Source organism: Methylobacterium sp. GXS13, from assembly GCF_001455965.1.
Classification (GTDB): domain Bacteria; phylum Pseudomonadota; class Alphaproteobacteria; order Rhizobiales; family Beijerinckiaceae; genus Methylobacterium.
In genome coordinates this window covers 12510-30925 of record NZ_LKKO01000091.1, presented here as the reverse complement: position 1 = coordinate 30925, position 18416 = coordinate 12510, and the positions used below count along the sequence as shown (strand labels likewise).

Annotated in this window: 28 protein-coding genes, 1 tRNA gene and 1 pseudogene; 13 read left to right on the top strand and 17 right to left on the bottom strand. The window is 64.9% G+C overall.

Annotation, left to right across the window (positions count from 1 at the left end; genetic code table 11):
* Positions 1-10 precede the first annotated feature (10 nt).
* The 4 genes from AO398_RS25645 to AO398_RS25635 all read right to left on the bottom strand — a co-directional run bounded on the left by AO398_RS25645 (position 11) and on the right by AO398_RS25635 (position 1728).
* Positions 11-334: a hypothetical protein gene (locus AO398_RS25645; RefSeq protein ID WP_058194989.1), complete on the bottom strand. Its 324-nt coding sequence runs from the start codon at positions 332-334 to the stop codon at positions 11-13.
* Positions 335-541: 207 nt separating this feature from the next.
* Positions 542-733, bottom strand: coding sequence for a DUF3606 domain-containing protein (locus AO398_RS27860; protein ID WP_082643449.1), 192 nt, complete (start codon positions 731-733; stop codon positions 542-544).
* An 86-nt stretch (positions 734-819) separates the two neighbouring features.
* Positions 820-1131 (bottom strand): hypothetical protein, encoded by a 312-nt coding sequence (locus AO398_RS25640; protein ID WP_058194988.1) that lies wholly within the window; start codon positions 1129-1131, stop codon positions 820-822.
* Positions 1132-1467: 336 nt separating this feature from the next.
* Positions 1468-1728: a hypothetical protein gene (locus AO398_RS25635; protein WP_058194987.1), complete on the bottom strand. Its 261-nt coding sequence runs from the start codon at positions 1726-1728 to the stop codon at positions 1468-1470.
* A gap of 372 nt (positions 1729-2100) precedes the next feature.
* Here AO398_RS25635 and AO398_RS27855 point away from each other — a divergent pair.
* Positions 2101-2308 (top strand): annotated as a pseudogene (locus AO398_RS27855) (IS5/IS1182 family transposase); the annotation flags it as partial.
* Here the strand turns inward: AO398_RS27855 and AO398_RS28620 are convergent.
* Entirely contained in the window at positions 2206-2412 is a 207-nt protein-coding gene (locus tag AO398_RS28620) for a hypothetical protein (RefSeq protein ID WP_058194986.1), read from the bottom strand. The pseudogene AO398_RS27855 and the gene AO398_RS28620 sit on opposite strands and share 103 nt — an antisense overlap.
* Positions 2413-2868: 456 nt before the next feature.
* On the opposite strand from AO398_RS28620, the gene AO398_RS25625 reads away from it, so the two are divergent.
* Positions 2869-3399, top strand: a complete 531-nt coding sequence (locus AO398_RS25625) for an isochorismatase family protein (protein WP_058194985.1) — start codon at positions 2869-2871, stop codon at positions 3397-3399.
* Between the two features lie 6 nt (positions 3400-3405).
* Here AO398_RS25625 and AO398_RS25620 read toward each other — a convergent pair whose 3' ends face one another.
* From AO398_RS25620 to AO398_RS25585, 8 genes are all read right to left on the bottom strand, one after another.
* Positions 3406-4002, bottom strand: a complete 597-nt coding sequence (locus AO398_RS25620) for a sigma-70 family RNA polymerase sigma factor (RefSeq protein ID WP_058194984.1) — start codon at positions 4000-4002, stop codon at positions 3406-3408.
* A complete protein-coding gene (locus tag AO398_RS25615) occupies positions 3999-4274 on the bottom strand; it encodes a NepR family anti-sigma factor (RefSeq protein ID WP_058194983.1) in 276 nt (91 codons plus the stop codon). Before AO398_RS25615 ends, AO398_RS25620 begins: the two co-directional genes overlap by 4 nt.
* Positions 4275-4691: 417 nt before the next feature.
* Positions 4692-4766: transfer RNA gene (locus tag AO398_RS25610), tRNA-Thr, on the bottom strand.
* Positions 4767-4848: 82 nt separating this feature from the next.
* Complete coding sequence (locus AO398_RS25605; protein ID WP_058194982.1) at positions 4849-5229, bottom strand: hypothetical protein; 381 nt, start codon at positions 5227-5229, stop codon at positions 4849-4851.
* Between the two features lie 46 nt (positions 5230-5275).
* A complete protein-coding gene (locus AO398_RS25600) occupies positions 5276-5569 on the bottom strand; it encodes a hypothetical protein (protein WP_058194981.1) in 294 nt (97 codons plus the stop codon).
* 136 nt (positions 5570-5705) lie between these two features.
* Complete coding sequence (locus tag AO398_RS25595) at positions 5706-6071, bottom strand: response regulator (protein ID WP_058194980.1); 366 nt, start codon at positions 6069-6071, stop codon at positions 5706-5708.
* A 183-nt stretch (positions 6072-6254) separates the two neighbouring features.
* Positions 6255-6824, bottom strand: coding sequence for a hypoxanthine phosphoribosyltransferase (gene hpt, locus AO398_RS25590; protein ID WP_058194979.1), 570 nt, complete (start codon positions 6822-6824; stop codon positions 6255-6257).
* A 115-nt stretch (positions 6825-6939) separates the two neighbouring features.
* A complete protein-coding gene (locus tag AO398_RS25585; RefSeq protein WP_058194978.1) occupies positions 6940-8016 on the bottom strand; it encodes a tartrate dehydrogenase in 1077 nt (358 codons plus the stop codon).
* A 431-nt stretch (positions 8017-8447) separates the two neighbouring features.
* Here AO398_RS25585 and AO398_RS25580 point away from each other — a divergent pair, with 431 nt between their 5' ends.
* The 6 genes from AO398_RS25580 to AO398_RS25565 all read left to right on the top strand — a co-directional run bounded on the left by AO398_RS25580 (position 8448) and on the right by AO398_RS25565 (position 12598).
* Positions 8448-9695, top strand: a complete 1248-nt coding sequence (locus tag AO398_RS25580; RefSeq protein ID WP_058194977.1) for a site-specific integrase — start codon at positions 8448-8450, stop codon at positions 9693-9695.
* Positions 9692-10315, top strand: coding sequence for a hypothetical protein (locus AO398_RS28615; RefSeq protein WP_152997659.1), 624 nt, complete (start codon positions 9692-9694; stop codon positions 10313-10315). The genes AO398_RS25580 and AO398_RS28615 overlap by 4 nt, the downstream gene beginning before the upstream one ends.
* Positions 10316-10401: 86 nt before the next feature.
* Positions 10402-10614: a DNA-binding protein gene (locus AO398_RS25575; protein WP_152997658.1), complete on the top strand. Its 213-nt coding sequence runs from the start codon at positions 10402-10404 to the stop codon at positions 10612-10614.
* Positions 10615-10617: 3 nt separating this feature from the next.
* The gene (locus AO398_RS28610) at positions 10618-10818 is read left to right on the top strand and encodes a hypothetical protein (protein ID WP_152997657.1); all 201 of its coding nucleotides are present in this window, start codon (positions 10618-10620) and stop codon (positions 10816-10818) included.
* A complete protein-coding gene (locus AO398_RS25570) occupies positions 10815-11108 on the top strand; it encodes a hypothetical protein (protein ID WP_058194975.1) in 294 nt (97 codons plus the stop codon). Before AO398_RS28610 ends, AO398_RS25570 begins: the two co-directional genes overlap by 4 nt.
* Positions 11105-12598: a YfjI family protein gene (locus AO398_RS25565; protein ID WP_082643448.1), complete on the top strand. Its 1494-nt coding sequence runs from the start codon at positions 11105-11107 to the stop codon at positions 12596-12598. The genes AO398_RS25570 and AO398_RS25565 overlap by 4 nt, the downstream gene beginning before the upstream one ends.
* 850 nt (positions 12599-13448) lie before the next feature.
* Here AO398_RS25565 and AO398_RS25555 read toward each other — a convergent pair.
* A complete protein-coding gene (locus AO398_RS25555) occupies positions 13449-13817 on the bottom strand; it encodes a hypothetical protein (protein ID WP_058194972.1) in 369 nt (122 codons plus the stop codon).
* 269 nt (positions 13818-14086) lie between these two features.
* On the bottom strand, positions 14087-14332 hold the full coding sequence (locus tag AO398_RS25550) for a hypothetical protein (protein WP_058194971.1): 246 nt from the start codon (positions 14330-14332) through the stop codon (positions 14087-14089).
* Between the two features lie 134 nt (positions 14333-14466).
* Here AO398_RS25550 and AO398_RS25545 point away from each other — a divergent pair, with 134 nt between their 5' ends.
* The gene (locus tag AO398_RS25545; protein WP_058194970.1) at positions 14467-14655 is read left to right on the top strand and encodes a hypothetical protein; all 189 of its coding nucleotides are present in this window, start codon (positions 14467-14469) and stop codon (positions 14653-14655) included.
* 356 nt (positions 14656-15011) lie between these two features.
* On the opposite strand, the gene AO398_RS25540 is transcribed toward AO398_RS25545, so the two are convergent.
* Both AO398_RS25540 and AO398_RS25535 read right to left on the bottom strand, forming a co-directional pair.
* Positions 15012-15263 (bottom strand): PilZ domain-containing protein, encoded by a 252-nt coding sequence (locus tag AO398_RS25540; RefSeq protein WP_058194969.1) that lies wholly within the window; start codon positions 15261-15263, stop codon positions 15012-15014.
* A 93-nt stretch (positions 15264-15356) separates the two neighbouring features.
* Positions 15357-15593: a hypothetical protein gene (locus tag AO398_RS25535; RefSeq protein WP_244498889.1), complete on the bottom strand. Its 237-nt coding sequence runs from the start codon at positions 15591-15593 to the stop codon at positions 15357-15359.
* A gap of 502 nt (positions 15594-16095) precedes the next feature.
* Between AO398_RS25535 and AO398_RS25525 the strand changes: the two genes are divergently transcribed.
* From AO398_RS25525 to AO398_RS28605, 4 genes are all read left to right on the top strand, one after another.
* A complete protein-coding gene (locus AO398_RS25525) occupies positions 16096-16770 on the top strand; it encodes a hypothetical protein (RefSeq protein ID WP_058194966.1) in 675 nt (224 codons plus the stop codon).
* Entirely contained in the window at positions 16757-17023 is a 267-nt protein-coding gene (locus AO398_RS25520) for a hypothetical protein (protein ID WP_058194965.1), read from the top strand. The genes AO398_RS25525 and AO398_RS25520 overlap by 14 nt, the downstream gene beginning before the upstream one ends.
* A gap of 234 nt (positions 17024-17257) precedes the next feature.
* The gene (locus AO398_RS25515) at positions 17258-17449 is read left to right on the top strand and encodes a hypothetical protein (protein ID WP_058194964.1); all 192 of its coding nucleotides are present in this window, start codon (positions 17258-17260) and stop codon (positions 17447-17449) included.
* A gap of 181 nt (positions 17450-17630) precedes the next feature.
* Complete coding sequence (locus tag AO398_RS28605; protein WP_152997656.1) at positions 17631-18314, top strand: hypothetical protein; 684 nt, start codon at positions 17631-17633, stop codon at positions 18312-18314.
* Positions 18315-18416 lie beyond the last annotated feature (102 nt).

Sequence of the window (18416 nt, the reverse complement as noted above, 5' to 3'; positions counted from 1 at the left end):
GCGTGCTGCTTCACTGGAGGGAGCCGGGTCCCGGCGACATCGAGCGTCCCGCGTCGAGCAACGCGCGGATCTTAGCCGTCGCGTGCGCCAGGATGTCGGGCCGCGCTTCGTCGTAAGAGGTTTCCGTCACGAAGCTCTGAAGGGCCTCCTCGATCCGCCCCTCGATCTCGTCCATCACGGTCAGGCCGTTCGGACCTTCCCGGCGCAGATAGGCGTCCGCCAGGGCCAGGTAGGCCGCGCTGGCGAGCAGAAAGGCGACGCCATTGGCCTCCTGAGCCTGATCGGATCCCGGCTCGGGGTCGTTCGCCAGATCGTCCGAAAATTCATCAATCATCAAAGCATGCTCTGCACGGAGCCCGTGTGGAGCATGTCGCAATTACTGCAGCGCACACAGCTGCAAATACTGCGTATCAGCCTGACCATTCGACTGATAATTCTATTCTAGATATGATAATTCCGCAGTAATTCGCCCTTTGGTTGTGGCGATGCCAGAAAGGGCGGTGGTCCTGTTCGCGCGTTGAGCGCGCGGGCAGGCCTGAAGCTATACGATCCCGCTGCCGTCGTAAGGCCAGGGGCGATCGAGATGCGCCGCGACCGCTGCCGGTTCGTCTCCGACCGCACGCACGGCCGCTGTCACATCCTCGACCGGCACCTGAAGGCGGCGCGCCCAGTACGCTGCCGAACTGGGATCCTCGACATTCACGCGCTTCGGCTCTTGGGACAAATCTGACATGGAAGCCTCCGGCGGGAGAACCGCCGGGAGCCCTGACGGTTCAGTCGCGGCTGTCGTGACCGGTCGATCACGACCGTGCGTGGGCGTTACCACCCATTGTAGAATCGGCGCGGGCCGTCGTAGCCGCCGGGGCCGCGCTCGTAGCCGCCACCATAACCGTAACCCGGGCGACCGCCATAGGGGCCACGGGGGCCGCCATAGCCCCACCCACGATCGTTGGGGCGGCAATGGCCCCACGGATTCGGATGGAAACCCGGGCCGCAGCCGCCAGCGACGCGTTCGATCAGCCCGGACCCGCTGGGCGGGCCGTAGCCGAACGGCGCCGCCTGCGCCGCCGTGGCGGTGGCGAGCCCTGCCGCAAGCCATGCGGCCATCCCGAGGGTCTTGAAGCGCACCATGACACGACCTCCTGAAACCGTCGGCCCGCTTGTCCGGACCGGATGCCAGGAGAATGGAGCCGGTGCCCTGAACCCGTTCTGGTTGGGTCGTTCATCAACCTGATGGTGAATGGCGCGCGATCAGGTCGCGGTGTGGTTTCGCCATGCCATAAAAACGGCGGGGCTCGCACCCCGCCGCCGGTCGATCCGATCCGTCGAGAGCCCAAGCCCCGACGCTACAAGCCCAGTAACATACTGGCGGACCCGAGAAGGGTCATCATGAGGCCGCCGACGAAGACCGCGATCATCGCGTAGGAAAAGACTTTCAGCGCCATGCGGGGATGCCTGCTGCGCAGATCAGCAACGGTAGCCGCCGGTGGTCTGGCCGTACTGCTTCACGGGGCGGGTCTGCTGGTCCGCATTGCCTTCCGCCGCCGAACTCATCGGGCAGCGATCGTAGGTTGGGGTGTCATGGACGCCGAGCCCCAGTGCCCCAGTGGTCTCGACCTCATAGGGGGTAAAGCCGGTCCAGCGCGCACCGTTTGATGCCATGGCGGACGAGATCGGGGCGACGCCAAGGATAAGCGAAGTGACGACGGCAGCGATACGGGTCTTCATGGGTAAAACTTAGCTCCTACAAACTACAGATCTGTCTTTCGGCTCTGTTTTTCTTGTGCGAGACCTAGATGGGGCTTCGCGCGCCGCCGTGACGTGCCGCGTCGCACGCCGCGCGACGGATTAAACGCCGGGGCATTTGCGCGGCGCCGCGCAAGATCGATCGGAGCGGACCGGGCCGATTGAGCTGGCCGACCGGGATTGGGAGGGGTATGCCCCCGGATTGGCAAGTCCATGCGGTGCAGGCCCTGGCGCTGTATTTGCGGGCAGGCATCGGTCCTCCGATCGGACTGGTCCGACAGACCGGTCAGGTCAGTCGCCGCTCGATGGGTAGCTTGGCCTGCGGAGCAGGTTGGGTGAGCGCAGCCGGCCAACCTGTTCCGCTCCGCGCGTCTCGAGGCGCGCGGGCCGACCGACCACCCAAGGCGGCCGTTCCGGATTCTGGCTTATTGAGGCGCTGGCCGGGCTAACCGCGCGTTTTCAGGCGCTGTACTCGGGCCTGGGCCGGCCCTCGATACCGCCCGAGATGCTGCTGCAGGCGTTCTTCTCGGCGGGCTCCGGGCGGATGTTGATGGAGGCGATCGCCTGCAGCCCGCTGTCCCGTTGGCTGCAGCCGCACGGCGTCAGCGGCGCCAGGCGCTCCCATTGCTCATCCGTCAGGACATCCCGGTCAGACCGGCGTGACACGACGGCTCACCAAAAAAGCGGCCTTTGGTCAGATCATCGTCCTGATCGGAAGCCCCAAGTCTGCAATCCTCGCCCCATCCTGTAACGGTCTCCGCCGAAGCGAATACCGGTTCGGCGAAGCGCGTTGGAACAGAGGCATGGAGCCGGGACCGATCGTAACGCGGTCGGGAACAGCGTGCGCGTCAGCCCGAAAGGTGGTCTCCAGCTGTCGGGATGATTTCAAACCACGAGGCTGGAGCAGCGCTACGGTACGACGCCCGGGATGATGCGTCAGACGTTCTCCTGCAGATCGTTCCATCGGGGACGCGACGCGGGGGGGGGGGCGCCCGAGCGGGGCGCGGCGGCGTGCCCGGTACGCGTCCCTGGCATGCCGGTGTGGCCGGTTCCATCGGATACCAAAGGGATGAGGATGGGCCGTCCCACTTACGGGGCAAGCCCGCCGGATTTGAGAGACCGATGCCACTGATCGATCCCGCCCGGGCGCTCCTCCTGGTCATCGACATCCAAGTCCGGCTTATGCCGGCCATCACCGACGGCGCGGGGGTGATTGCCAACACGAACCGCCTCGTGGCGGCAGCGAGGCTCCTCGACGTGCCGGCCCTGTTCACCGAGCAGAATGCCGGCGGCCTCGGCCCGACCGTGCCGGACCTCACTCCAGGGCCCGAAGCGGTCTTCCCCAAGATGAGCTTCGGTGCCGTCCAGGCACCGGGCTTCCTCGACCGGCTCGGGGGCCGCGACCTCGTGGTCGCCGGCTGTGAAGCGCATATCTGCGTGCTGCAGACAGTGCTCGGGCTCCGGGAGGTCGGGCAGCGCGCCTACGTGGTCGCCGATGCCGTGGGTTCGCGCCGAACCGAGAATCGCGATGCCGGCCTCGCCCGGATGGCCGCCCACGGGGCCGAGATCGTCACAACTGAGATGGTGGTGTTCGAGTGGCTCGGCACCGCCCGGCACCCGTGCTTCCGCGAGGCCGTCAAGTTAATCAAGTGAGTGGGGTCAGCCGCCGCCCAGCGCCGCGCGGGTGCGGGCGTCGGCGCCGATGTCGTCCGGCCCCTCCAGGCCCAGCACCTCGATCAGGCGCATCCGCGCGCGGCTGACCCGGCTCTTGATCGTCCCCACCGCAACGCCGCAGATCGCGGCCGCCTCCTCGTAGGTGAAGCTCTGGGCCCCCACCAGAACCAGCGCCTCGCGTTGGGCATGGGGCAGCCGGTTCAGGGCGGTCTGAAACTGCGCCATCTCCATCCGCACCTCCTGCTCGGGCAAGGAGGTCAGCTTGCCGGCCATCACGCCGTCGGCGTCTTCCACCTCGCGCTTCCGCTTGCGCTGCTCCGAGTAGAACAGGTTGCGCAGGATCGTGAACAGCCAGGCCGTGAGGTTGGTCCCCCGGCGGAAGCTGCCCGCATTGACCCAGGCGCGCACCAGCGTGTCCTGCACGAGGTCGTCGGAGCGGTCGAGATCGTAGGTGAGCGAGAACGCGAAGGCCCGCAGGGCCGGAATCGACCCGAGCAGGAGATCGCGCATCTCGGCATCGACCCCGTGCGTCGGCGAGCCGGAATGGTTGCCGGCGGGAGCGGCTTGCAGGGTCATGGTCATCGCGAGGCCTCCGTGTCGGAGCATGCGGCGAGGTCGTCGATCAGCGTCCGGAGCCGCTCCGGGATCGGCAGGGCCAGAACATCGGCGTAATGCAGGCGCAGGCCGCGGCCGATCCGGGCGCGATCCGCGTCGCTGATTGCCCGGCGCCCGGGCGCGGAGCCTGCGGCTGCACCGTCAGGCAGGGGGGCGGTATCGTTCGCGGGCATCAACCCGCCTCCGTCCGCATCACCGGCGCGGCGCGTCACCGCCCGCTCGTCCTTGCCCTGGGTCATGATCACGTCCCGACCAGCGGCGATGCGGCCCCGACGGGGTCTGCGATCCGCCGCTCCGATCTCGCGATCGGTTGCGACGGAGACGTGCTACATCGCCTTCCGGTGGCGCTGGTAGGCGCAACGGATTTAATCGGTTCTGAACTTCGTATTCATCAAATCTTAATGTCGTAATTTGCGAGCTTTGCCGTAAATTATTGACAAAGGCGCCAGTTACAATTCAGAAATACTTATTCGAGCTTGGCCGTAAGTGAACCTCGCCCGGGGCGGCTGAATGGACGCTGAGCATGGGCGGCACATTCCGACCCGCGCAGCCCAGGACCCAGTCGGCTCACGCTCGGTCGGAGCGGAACCCAACCGATTGTCCGGGAAAGGACTACGCGCCCGGCCCCAAGTGAAAACCCAAAGGGACAGGAGGTGTGGTGCCGGTGGAGAGGATCGAACTCCCGACCTTCGGTTTACAAAACCGCTGCACTACCGCTGTGCTACACCGGCCCGCGACACACGTGCTACCAGTCGCGGTGCCGCCGCTCAAGCCGACCCGGGCTATGATCCGGAATCTACCGTGTGGAATCGGCTAGCGCCCCGAGCCGCGCACCAGGGCCTTCAGGCGCTGGTCGGCCCGGTCCATGCGCTCGGCAATGCCCCGGCGGATGCACTTGTCGACCGCGTCGCCGGCGTAGAAGCCGGTCGTCTTGTCTTGGTGCCGGCAGGCCCGGATTGGTGGCCAAGCGACCACCGCGGCCACGACCAGCAGCACGACCAGGGCATCGATGACAAGCCAGCCCTTCCAACCCAGGCGAAAACCGCCCCGGCCGAAGGTCTGCGGGCCCCGCCGGCGGTCGCGCTGGCTCACCGGCTCGGGGCGGAGCCGCGCCATGCGCGCATGGAATTGGGCCTCTTCGACTGCGTCGGGGACGCTACCGGAGGGCGATGGGGTGAGGGGACGACTGGACATGGGAGGCTCGCAAGGGTGGGGGCGGCGGGCTCTTCGCCCTGTGGCCTCAATCGATCAGCCGCTTCAGGAGGGCGAAGTTGTCTTGCATCGAGAGGACGTTGCCGATCATCTCGCTGCGCGCGCAGGCCCCCGCCCCGACGAGCCCGAGCCAGCCCGTGGTGGCGGGGCGCGTGCCGCAATCCGCGAAGCTGCCGTAGAGAAACATCGCCACGGGCAGCGCGAAGACCACGAGCTTTACGAGGCCGAAGAGCTGCCCAAACAGGCTCCTGCGGGGGCGCCGCGGCTTGTCCCAGTCGTCGTCCCAATCCGCTTCGGCGGCGTCCCTGTCTCGACGGTCCATCGCGGTATCGTGTCCGGCCTGATTGGAATTCGCCGGATGAAACTGCCACGCTTTCGTGAAGCGGTGGCTAAAGCGGATGTTTAAAGGCGGATGAAATCATCATTCGTGCGCCGTCGATGAACCGGAGGGACCCGCCTCAGGCGGCGAGCGCCCGCCTCACGGTGGCGCGCAGGTCCGCCAGCGAGAACGGCTTGGTCAGCACGTCGGTGACGATCGCATCGAGCCCGCGGGCGCGCTCCCGCTGGTCGGCGAAGCCGGTCATCAGCAGGATGGTCAGCTCCGGGAAATCGCGCTTGGCGGCCAGCGCCAGGGCAATGCCGTCCATGAGCGGCATGCGGATGTCGGTCAGCATCAGGTCGAACCCGCCATCGGCCTCGTTGAGCCGGTCGAGCCCGTCGCTGCCGTCATTGGCGGTCACGACGGCATGACCGTCGATCTCCAGCCCCCGCTTGAGGAAGCCGCGGACGGTTTCTTCGTCATCCACGAGGAGGATGCGCGCCATGGGGTTCCGTAAACGTTCCTGATCCCGGGCCTGATTCCGAGGGTGTCTCACAAGATGAGACTTCAGGCCTGCTTATGGATAACAGATCACGAACGGAACCGTTGCTCTGTCAAGGCGCGAGACGGGAAAACAATCGCATCGCGGGGTAGCGCGGCGAAAATGCCGCGCTGGATCGCAGGGGTGTCAGGCCTCGTCGAACAGGTCCGGATCGCCACTGTCGAAATCGACCACGCCCACGAAGGGCAATTGGCGGAAGGCGTGGGCCGCATCCATCCCGTAGCCGACCACGAACACGTCCGGGCAGGTGAAGCCGACGAAATCGGCGTCGATCGTCACGGCGCGCTTGCCCGGCTTCTCGAGCAGCACCGCGGTCAGCACCCGCTTGGCGCCCCGGGCCATGAGAAGATCCTTGGCGAACACCACGGTGCGGCCGGATTCCAGGATGTCGTCCACCAGGAGCACGTCCCGCCCGCGGACCTCGCTCTGCACGTCGCGCAGGATCTCGACCTGGCCGGTGGAGACGGTGCCGGTGCGGTAGCTCGACAGGTGCACGAACTCCACCTGCGGCGACAGCCCGACCCGGTGCAGCGCCCGCAGCAGGTCGGCGGCGAACATGAAGCTGCCCTTGAGCACCGCCACGACCAGGAGGTTCTCCGGGTTCGCCGACAGGATTTCCTGGGCCAGCTCGGTGTTGCGCTTGGCGATTGCCGCCTCGTCGAACAGGGGGCGGACGCGCCGGTCGGGGATGCTCATCTGACGGGTCCCGAGAGTTTCTTTCTTGTGCGGGCTCGCCGCCGCGATCGGAGGTCGGTCTTACCCTCCCGGGCCCGCCGGGGGAACTCCGGATCGGGCCGCCCGGGGCGGCGCGTCAGCCGTTGTCGCCGCGGATCGCTGCGATCACCGCATCCGTGACCGCGCGGGTGGTTGCCGTGCCGCTGAGATCGGGGGTGTGCAGGGCGGGATCGGCGGTGACGCGCTCGACCGCGCGCATCAGACGGTCGGCGGCGGGCTTCTCGCCCAGATGCTCCAGCATCTGGCAGGCGGTCCAGAAGGTGCCGACCGGATTGGCGATACCCTTGCCGGCGATGTCGAAAGCCGAGCCGTGGATCGGCTCGAACATCGAGGGAAACCGGCGCTCCGGGTTGATGTTGGCGGTGGGCGCGATGCCCAGCGATCCGGCCAGCGCCGCCGCGAGGTCCGACAGGATGTCGGCGTGCAGGTTCGTCGCCACGATCGTGTCGAGGGTTTCGGGCTTGCTCACCATCCGCATGGTCATGGCGTCGACCAGCATCTTGTCCCAGGTTACATCCGGGAACTCGGCCGCGACCTCGGCGGCGATCTCGTCCCACATCACCATGGCGTGGCGCTGGGCGTTCGACTTGGTCACCACGGTGAGCCGCTTGCGCGGGCGTGAGCGCGCCAGCACGAACGCGTAGCGGATGATGCGCTCGACCCCGGAGCGGGTCATCATCGACACGTCGGTGGCGACCTCGTTGGCATGGCCCTGATGCACCCGGCCGCCGACGCCGGCATATTCGCCCTCGGAATTCTCGCGCACGATCACCCAGTCGAGCTCGGGTCCGGTGACGTGACGCAGGGGACTGGTGATGCCGGGCAGGATCCGGGTCGGCCGGACATTGGCGTATTGGTCGAAGGGCTGGCAGATCGCGAGCCGCAGGCCCCAGAGGGTGATGTAGTCGGGCACGTCCGGCGCGCCGACCGCCCCGAAGAAGATCGCGTCGTGATCCTTGATCCGCGCCAGCCCGTCCGGGGGCATCATCACGCCGTGAGCCTTGTAGTAGTCCGAGCCCCAGTCGAAGCGATCGAAGGCGAAGCGGAAGCTACCCTCGCGCTCGGCGAGGACGTCGAGCACCGCGATGCCGGCAGCGATGACCTCCTGGCCGATCCCGTCCCCTGGGATGGCGGCGATGCGGTACTGCTTCATGGCGCGTCCTCGATGGTCGTGTTCGTCCGCCGCCCGTCGAGGAGCGCCGGCCTCGCGCCAGGATGGCATAGGGCCGGTGCCATGCCGACCCCGGCAAGTCGATGCCGGCTCTCGGCCCGTGGTTCCGCGGGCGGGGACCACTTGCGCCGCGCAAGCGATCTGGAAACGCAAAAGGGGTCGGCGATCCGCCAACCCCTTGCGCAGTCATTCTGAATGGATGGTACCACCGCCCCGGCTCGAACGGGGGACCCCCAGATCCACAATCTGGTTTAAGGGCAAAACAAGCCCTAACAATCAGGTGCCCTCTGGACGGTCAACGGCTTTGCCAGGTCTAGCAAAAACTGCCATTGTGATGCTTTGTTAGTAGCACGGGGTAACAGGGCATAACGCCCGGTTTCTGTTACCCCCGGTTACCCCGGAGGATCACCAGAGTGGCAGCGCGAGTCCTCACCGTGCAAGCCATAGAACGCCTAAAGCCCGACGCTGCGCGACGGTTGGAGATCCCAGACGCGACGCTTCCGGGTCTGTACTTCATCATCCAGCCGTCCGGCGCGAAAAGCTGGGCTGTCCGATACCGGCATGGCGGCCGGACCCGGAAGCTTACCCTCGGCTCTTATCCGGCTCTCGACCTCGTGAAGGCGCGAACCGAGGGGAGGGCGGCCCTTCAGTCCGTGTCGCTGGGGCAGGATCCAATTGCGGAACGCAAGGCGGTCGTGCCCTTGCTGACGCGTGACCTGATCGGCTCGGTGATCGACAGCTTCATCGAACGTCACGTGAAGCCGCGGAACCGACCCCGCACGGCCGAGGAGACGATCCGGATCCTGCGAACCAAGGTGCTGCCGGTCTGGGAGGGCCGGAAGATTCAGGACATCGGCCGCCGCGACGTGATCGATCTGCTCGATAGGATCGTGGATGCTGGGACACCGGTAGCCGCCAACCGCACGCTCGCGGCCCTGTCCAAGCTGTTCAATTGGGCTACCGATCGCGGTGTCATTGATGCGAACCCGTGCGTGCGGATCAAGGCGCCGGCGGCAGAGACGAGCCGCGACCGCGTCCTGAGCGACGAAGAGTTGCGCCTGCTCTGGCGAGGCTGCGCTTCGATCGGATGGCCATTCGGTCCGTTCGTGCAACTCCTGCTGCTGACTGCTCAGCGCCGCGATGAAGTCGCTAAGATGCGGCGTGTCGAGCTGCGCGAAGGCGGCACGCTGTGGACCATACCGGCCGAGCGAGCGAAGAACGGTCAGGCTCACGACGTGCCATTGAGTGGCGCGGCACAGGGCGTCCTGGGTTCACTGCCGCGGGTGGCCGGACGGGCCGGCTATCTCATCAGCACGACTGGCAACAGCGGCATTTCGGGTTACGCCAAGGCCAAGACGCGCCTCGACGCTGTGATGCTAGCTCTTGCACGCACCGACGCGGTTGCCGCTGGGGGCGATCCTGAGAGCATCGCTATCGAACCTTGGCGGCTGCACGATCTGCGCCGGACGGCTTCTACGGGTATGGGCCGACTGAAGATCGAACCGCACGTGATCGAGGCCGTGCTGAACCATCGGTCCGGCATCATCCAGGGCGTGGCGGCCGTCTACAACCGCTACCAGTACCTCGACGAGAAGCGGGCGGCCCTAGAGGCATGGGCGGCGCACGTCGAGAAACTAGTCGGGGGAAACACCACAAAATGACGAGCCAAAATGACTGGGTCACATTGAGTCAGGTTCATCGGAGGCTCGCTGAAATTATGGAAAGCCGAGCGACTACCGAGATTTTGCTGCTGGAGGCGTTGCGATCTGGCAAGATCGGCATGGCAGCAGATTACTACATGAACGGCAACTCGCACCCGGAAAGGATCCTGCGTTCGGACAATCTACGTGATGCTCGGTTTGTTATCTGGGAGGAAAGTAGGATCGAGCACCAAATTGAACGTTCGAATTTAGGACCAACGGGACAAACTCATTATCATTTGGGTGATTTCCACCGAGTAAGACTTAATTTGTCGCAAGTAACAGGGTTGTGGCCTGATTTCAATCCGGGCGTCGGCGCAGCACAGGCAGTTTCTGAAGCCCCTCTGATCGAGGCGCCCCGAAAAGGTGTGGGTGGGGCAAAGGCTGATTATGACTGGGAAGAATATTTGATTGAAGCGGCCGCTTATATTTACGTCAATGGGTTGCCAAAAAGTCAAAATGATTTGTTCGTTTACTTATGGAATTTGTTTGGGGGTGAAGCTGGCGGCCCCAGTCTAGGCTCAATGAAGAAGCACGTCGGCCCGCTGTATCGGCGCTTCGAAAAAATTGATCGCGGCTGAGTTCCTGACCGTTCCTGACCATTCCTGGCTGACACAGCCTAACATCTAGCATCAATAGACAGCGTGTTCCTCAAAGGAGCGGCGCGATGAACTCACGTACCCAACGATCCCCTGAAGACATGCTGCCAGCAGCGCAGGTCATGGCCCGCTATCAAGTTAGCGACATGACGATCTTCCGGTGGCTGGCCGATCCGAAACTTAGGTTTCCCCAACCCATCCGCATCAATGGGCGCCGCTACTGGCGGCTGGCCGACCTGCAGGCCTTCGAGGCCCGACAGGCCAAGAAGGAGGCCGCATAAGCCATGAAGCAGAAAACCCGCGCACAGCGCGGGCTGCGGCGGGTCTCTAAAGGTGTCTTCTGCCAGGTCGACACTCAGAGAGATACGACAGCCCAAGCGCTCCGACAAGACTATCTGGCCACCCGGTTCGGTTTAACGCCGTCCGTGGCCAATCTCCTCGCCGAACTGGCGTTCACGACCACCGATCGTTGGGGGCGCGCATGAGCGCCTCCACCCTGAACCCCAACGATTACGCCTACGGCGACCCGGATAAGCTTCGGGCTCACATCGCCGAGCTGATGGCCCTCGTCAGCATGCGCGCCAACATGGCCGGCGATTATGCAGCCATGCGCGACGATGCCGGCCTCCGGTACTCGATGAAGTGCGCCGCGGCCGAGTTCCGTGCCGCCCTCAACCTGCTCGGTGATCTGACCGAGCAGTTGGAACGCGAGCGCCAGCGTCGGCAGCCCGCGCAGGCCTCCCACACCCACTCGAATCAGGAGGCGTGCGTATGAGAGCGCATCATTTCGCCGCCGAACTTGACCGGCTACGCCCTGATGGACAGGACAATTACGGCCGGGTCCAGTCGGAACAGCTACCGCTGTTCCCACCCCTGCCGCCCGCCGAGCCGTACCCACTAGATGCGCTTGGCCCGATCCTCGGTGAAGCCGCCCGTGCCATCGCCCGCAAAGTTCAGGCTCCGGCCGCTATCGCCGCCCAGTCGGTGCTCGCCGCCGCCTCGCTGGCCGCGCAGGCCCATGCCGACGTTCGCATGCCCTATGGGCAACGCCGGCCGCTGAGCCTCTATCTCGTCAGCAGCGCCTTCTCTGGTGACCGAAAGACCACCACAGACAACGAGGCGCTGTGGTCGGTCTGCCGGCGCGAGGATGCGCTGCAAGAAACCCATGGCCGCGCCTATCAGGACTGGACGGTCACGCATGCCGCTTGGTCGGCCGAGAAGAAAAAGATCGAGAACGATCGGAAGCTGGTTTTTGAGGCTCGCAAGGTCTTGCTGACGGAACTCGGCCCCGAACCGCAAGCGCCAGTGCGGCCGGTGCTCACCTCCGCCGAGCCGACCTTCGAAGGCTTAGTGAAGAGCTGGCCCAACATGCCGCCCGCACTCGGGGTGTTCACAGCCGAGGGCGGCCAGTTCACCGCTGGGCACGGGATGGCGGCCGAAAACCGCCTCCGCACGGCGGCTGGGTTCTCCATCCTTTGGGACGGCAAGCCGGTCACGCGGGTGCGGGCTCTCGATGGAGTGTCGATTCTGAAGGGGCGGCGCCTGGCCATGCACCTGATGGTGCAGCCCGACGCGGCAGCGGCCTTCCTATCGGATCCGGTGTTGCGGGACCAAGGCCTGCTATCGCGAATCCTCGTGGCAGCCCCTGACAGCATCGCCGGCACGCGACTGTTTCGCGCCGTGACAACGGATGATGCCGATCAGATCCGCCGCTACCACGCCTGCATGCTGAACCTATTGGAGAAGGCCCCGGAGGCAGACCGGGTGCAGGGCCTGATGCCGCGTGAGCTCACGATGAGCACCACTGCCGAGGACCGGTGGCGCGACTTCTACAATTGGATTGAGGAGCGCTGCGGCGCGGGCGGCGACCTTCGTCCGATCCGGGACTTTGCCGCCAAGGCCGCCGAACACGCTGCACGGATTGCCGGGGTGCTGGCCATCGTGGCGGACGAGCACGCGTCGCAGATCTCGGCCGAGATTATGACCGCGGCCGTGCGCCTGACGACTTGGTACACCGACGAGGCTTTGCGCCTTCAGCAGGCGTGCCGGACCGATCCGACGCTTCTCCGGGCGAAGGCTCTGTTGGACTGGCTCGGCAACCGCAACGAGGCGGCGGTGAAGTTCAGCGACGTGCTTCGGCTCGGCCCGGCACCGACCCGCACGAAGAAGGAAGCCGATGCCGCCGTCCGCACTCTGATCGAGCACAACCTCGTGGAGGAAGTGAGCGAGCGCCCGCGCCTGATCCGGGTGGCCGGGCGGACGTGAGTGAAACTTCGGAAATCAGCATGCCCGCTGCGAAGATTGCGAAATCTGCGAAAGTTCACGTTCTGAACCTGCGGACTTTCGCAAAATTCGCAAGTTTCGCACGGGGCACATGCAAAACCGCGAATTTGGGAACCTCGCCATGACCCCGGCGGAACGCGACCGCTTCGAGAAGTGCCTCGCTCTGGCCAAGCGCGGGGCTACAGCCGGCGAACGGGCTGCCGGCCTCGCCGCCGCCGAGGCCGTGGACGCGTCTGTCGGCATGACACTATCGGAAGCCAAGGCTGCCGTCGGTGTCTCTCGGCCAGCCCCGCCAAGAATGGATTGGCCGCACCCACCACCTCGCACGGCACGGAGGACCCCGCCCAGGGCGAAACCTAAGCGGCCCGTGAAGCCGCCGACCCTGGAGGAGGTGCTTCGGCAGAGGGCTGAAGCTGATGCGGAACGGCGCCGAGCAGCCGCTGCGGCGGATCGTAGGCTGCTGAAGGAATTGGCCGAGCAGGCCGCCTACGAGGCTCAGCAGCGGGAGCTGCAAGCCGAGCGTGATCGGGAGTGGGCGGCGGCCCGGATGGAGCGACGTGCTTGATTCCGAGTATCGATCGCCGCACTCGGTCTACCAACCGATTGGCATCATCACGAAATAGAGCACCACCATCGCGGCACCCAATCCCAGGACTGCCGATACCCCAAGCGGGTTGATCATGATCAGCTGCCGAGCGCGATCAAGCATTGGTATTATCCATTGTGTGATGAGCGGGGGAAACCGGCGGCAGACGCCATAGGTCCACCCTGTTTCGGCCTGCGTCCTTACGCCTTTACTCGGGTTGGAATGCTGGACTGTTCGGCCATCCGCTCAGATACCGACGCTGGCTGCGCCTGCATCAGCAGCCTGCTTGACGGTGGCGCCGTCGCGCAGCGCCGTAGCTATGACAGCCGATGCTGTGTCGATTGCCTCAGCTCGCTCATCTCCGAAGTCGCGCGCGTTGTTCTTCTCGGAGCCCATTCGGGCATGGTAATTATCCGGGAAGCGGTTGCTCATGCGCGTCTTCAGGATATTCGTAGCGGCGCGATAGTCATCGTCGAAGTTTCTGCCCCTACTCTGGTTGCGGCTTTCTTGGCCGCGAACTTCGCCCTCGCCCGCTGCAGAGGAGCTTCTCCGCGCGTCACCTCCGCCGGAGAAGAACTGGGTAACCCTGGAGATCAGCCAACTGATGAAGTTCATCGGGGCGTCCTAAGCGGGCAGCAGCGCATGCGCCCCATCGGACACTGCAACGCAGCTCCCTCGACTTCGGACTACGAGGTGCGGCTATGACAGCCGCCGTGCAGAGGGCCGAGCGGAAGCTCACTCCATCTGCGCGCGGTCTTCGTGGTCATCCCCGGCTTGCTGGTCCATCGCTGGTCTCCCTCGCCGACGGGTCAACCGACCATGGTTGGATCGAGTCGCGCTCATCCATAGGGGACCGGCATGGTTAATAATTCCTTCCACCTCTGTCAGGTGGCCGGATCTTCCACCACAGGTACAGCGAAGAACTTGAACGGATCCTCGGCCATCCCTTCCTGCGCATCCATCGCGTCCGCGCAGTGCTGGCTCTCTATCGGTGTCGAGAGCCGATGCGTGAATGTGGCGTTCGGAGTTTCCGCTCGGGCAGTCTCAATCTGACGTTCAAGATCGCCATCGTGTGTGGCATGGCAGAACATCCAGGGCTCGCCGTTCTTATCGATCGTCACGTAGGCCAAGTTTCACCTCCAGAGTGTTCGGGAGGGGCAACGCGGCAGAACGCGATTAGGCAGCGGGGGATCGACGCGGTGACATGCCGCCTGTTCGCGCATAGCCTCAGCACGAGCCCGTAGCCCGCTTTAAGGAATCGCTGGTGTTCGTCCCACCCGATCAGCGATCCGTCCCGCCACCGTGGGAGCCGCCGCGGAAACCATCTCGGGATGCCAAGCGGGCTGAGAACGCCGCCGTCACACTTATCATCCTGATCTCGATCCTCGGGCTGTTCGCGCCGATCGCCGGCGGCACGCTGATCGCGGTGATCGCCGCCCTGTTTGGACACTGAAGATCCGAGCCGCCTTCGCCGTACTCAAACCATCACATTGACGACTTGGTCTGCTACGGCGCCAGCAGCGGGATTAGAGACCGGCGGTGCTGGCGGGGGCGCCGGCTTGTCGATCACAACGGCCATAGACTGCTTGCCGTTCAGGGGCATGCCGGCTCGGATCGCCTCTGTCTCCGCAGCCCGGATCATGCCGAAATAATTGTTAGACGAGACGCTAATCATAAAATGCGACTCCAATTCAGCACAGACTGAATGAGGCCGATTAAAGTGGTGTTAAAGCGCCCAGTACACTGCAATCGTATTCAAAGTACACTTAGGGTCCGCGGGGCGGGACGCTGGTGGCGCTGCCAGATCCGTCACTCCATAAGGTCGGTCAAAGCCCCGATCTCATTCGAGCTTTTCCAGACCGTCTCGCAGCCGATCACCTTCTCGGTGGCATCGAACGTCAGCGTGAACTTGTCCGGCACGCGCTCGGTGCCGTCCAATCTGACCCGCACACCCCACTTCGAGATGTCGTGGATCACGCATGGGATCGCCACGTCACCAGGCACAGCAATGTGCCCGATCATGTTGATGGAGACGCGGCGGGCAGTTCGCTGATTGTCCATGGGGCACTCACGTAAAGCGGAGTATCCTGCCGGGCGAATACGCTACAAACCGTTCCTCAATTCCATCGAATTGAACACGCACCCGGCGCCTTGTCAGTTTTGCCGGCTCGGGATCCATCGGGACAGGAAGCGGGGTGACCGGACGACGTTGGTCTCGTCGCTGTCCGACGGCTCCTCATCCGGCAGCAGCGACGCGATCAGCTGCAGAAGGCTGTCCCGCTCTTGGCCATGGAACAGGACCAGGAAGGAACCGAGGTCCAGTTCGACCTCCGGCTCATCGTCCGAGGGGCGGTGGACCACATAAGGCTGCCCCGTATTCAGATCTCGCATCAGTGACCAACGGTCTCCGGCGGATCCAACGTGAAACTCTTTAGCCACCCGCGGCGCCTGGTCAATCATAGCCCCTCGACGCAAAACTGTATCCCTAAGGTGCGGCATATTGGCGTGAAAATCTGGGCGGAAATATAACATAACGCAACAGTGGACAACTAAGGACGACAGCGGGGGATCGCAGCGATTTGGGTCCTTGCCTCCAATGGCTTGCCGTGTCGCGATAGACGACCCATCGTCTGGCTACGCAGTGACTGAGGCGTAGCCACAACATGACGAATTCTCTCCGACGAGACGCATTGCTTCGGTTCAAGGTCGAGACTGATCTCGCCCGCGCCGTCGAAACCACCGCCCGGCATCGCGGCCAGACCATGTCGGAGTTCGTGCGCCAGAGCGTCCGCGCGCACCTCGCCCGTCACGGTGTTCGGCTCAGTCCCGACGACGGCCCCCGCACGCCTCCGGCCGCGCCCGCTCTCCGTCAGGCAGCTTGAGGGAGACCGGCATGAACGCTCTCCCGACAGTCAACGTCCGCCACGATCGCCAGGACCGCGCTCTTGCTCCGGTCGTTGGTCTTAAGCCCAGCAAGACCGTCCTGTACCCGATGCCGCCTGCGCCTCGGACCTCGACGCAGATCAGCGTCGAGCGTGATACTGCCCAGGCCGAGCGCGATGCTCTGGAGGCCAGTCGTTCCGGCGTGCTGCTGAAGGGCAGCGCCGACGACGTGGCCAACCTCGATCACCGCATCGCGGTCACCAAGATCCGGCTCGACCAGCTGGAGGTTCAGCACGCCGCCGCGGTGATCGCTGAGATTAACGCCAAGGCCACGCACGAGGCCGAGCAGAAACGCCGCAAGGAACTGCACCGCAAGGCCATGAAGGCCTCCGCAGAGGTCGCGACGTTGGCCGACCAGTATGTGACTGAGGCGCAGCGTCTTGTACCGTTGCTCGCCAAGATCCGGGAGCGGGCCGCGCTGATCGCTGAGGCCAATCGAGGCCTGCCCGATGGTGCCGACCCGGTGCCGCCCGGCGAGCCCCGCTGCAGTTGGGAGGGTCGGTCTGATCAGCCTCACAGCTCCATTGCCAGCCGCGTGAAGCTGCCCGCCCTCGGCACCGACGCCGGCTACATCTGGGGCGAGGTCGCCCCGATCTACGGGAGGATCATCCATGAACCGCACTGAGATCGAAGAAGGCGCTGCCTGGGCGCGCCGTGTGTTCCGCAAGCCCGAGCCGGCTGCCTCCGAGCGCAAGTTGAGTTCGGCGGAACGCGTCGCTGCGTGGCTGGCTCAGAGCCGCGAGGCCGAAGCCACGGCCACCCAGACCCGCTCCGCCGTCGAGCAGACCCGGCGCGACCTGCACACGCCCGGCTCAGCCTTCACGGTCGGCGCCGAGCGCTATGCCGCCGACGGCTCCCGCTGGCAGCGCGTCGCCTAATCCGGATTGCGCGGGTCCAAGCCCTCACGGGCCTCCTGCTCGCGCCATTGAGGAGGACGCAGTCCCTCCAACAACGGCAGCCGACCTGTCCCTTGCCTGATCCATGGCCATGGAACCGAGGGATACGAAGGCCGGCACGACTGCACCCCTGGCCAAGCAGGGACGATCCGGGATCGCGGTGGGAGGGGTCACCCCCGCCGCGGTCTCGACACCCCGACAGCCCGGAGAGCCTTCATGGCAGCCACCAAGCCCAACACCACCGTGACGACCGCCGTGCCGGTCATCGAGACCACGCCCGTCGATCATGGCGACGCTCATGGCATCGGCAACGTGGAGCAGGCGCCGATCCGGGCCGACCTATTGCACGAGACGGCCGCGGAGGTCGAAGCGCGTGACGCAGCGTGGCGATCGGCAGGGGTGCGGTGAGCGACCGTCCCTCACTGCCAGAGGGTGGGACCCAACGGGGATCTCCGCAGGGAGGGTGCCCTGATGCGAGTTCCCGGTTCCCCCGTGAAGGGGGTGGAGACCGAGGGTCGGCGCGAGTTCGATAGCTGTCTAGGTGCAGCCTCTGAAAACCACTTAACCCTTCACAGTTGGCAGCGGAATCATGGCTATCACAACTAAGGCTGCACTTGCTGCCGAACTGAAGATTTCTAAGGCGCGTGTCAGCCAATACGTGAAGGCAGGCCTCCCTGTACGTTCGGACGGCAAACTGAACCGCGAAGAAGCCCTTAACTGGATCAACCGGAATCAGTTGAGCCAGACCTATGAGGATAAGGGCGTGGTGCGGGCTCGCAAGCTAGTCGAGACAAGTAGACCGCCGCAGTCACCGCCGGCCCCGAGCACGCCAAGCTATACCCTCATTCGCTCCGGTGAAATCGGGTACGATGCCCACGCGCGCTTCGCAGTCCAACACATGGTGCGCGTACATCCGCTGATCGTGGCCCACGCGGTCCTGGAAGCCGGTGGCTCGCTTGAGGTGGCTTATGCCGCAGCACACCTTGCGCACTCGCCGACGATCCAGGCGGCAAGCATCGTACTTCACATCATGGAACACCCGGATTTTGAAGACATCGACGAGCCGGCGGAACTGCCGACTTCGGTTTGCGAACCTGATTGGAAGGCGCTCGCCGAGGCGGCCGGGGTGCCCTTTGACCCGGGAGGCCTAAAGGCATTTCTGGATGCCACCCCTGTCTGGTCGAACACCGGCGACGAGGATGTGCGCCGGTTCGAGCGCGATCTCAACCTGCTGGACCTGCTGCCTCCTAGCGCTGCCCGAGAAGCGGCATGACCGACCAATCGAATCCTCAGCCCACCTCCTCGAACGATCCGCCCCGCATCGGCGAGATCCGGGAGCTGTTCGGCGTTCGGTTGCAGTGGAATGGCTCCCGGT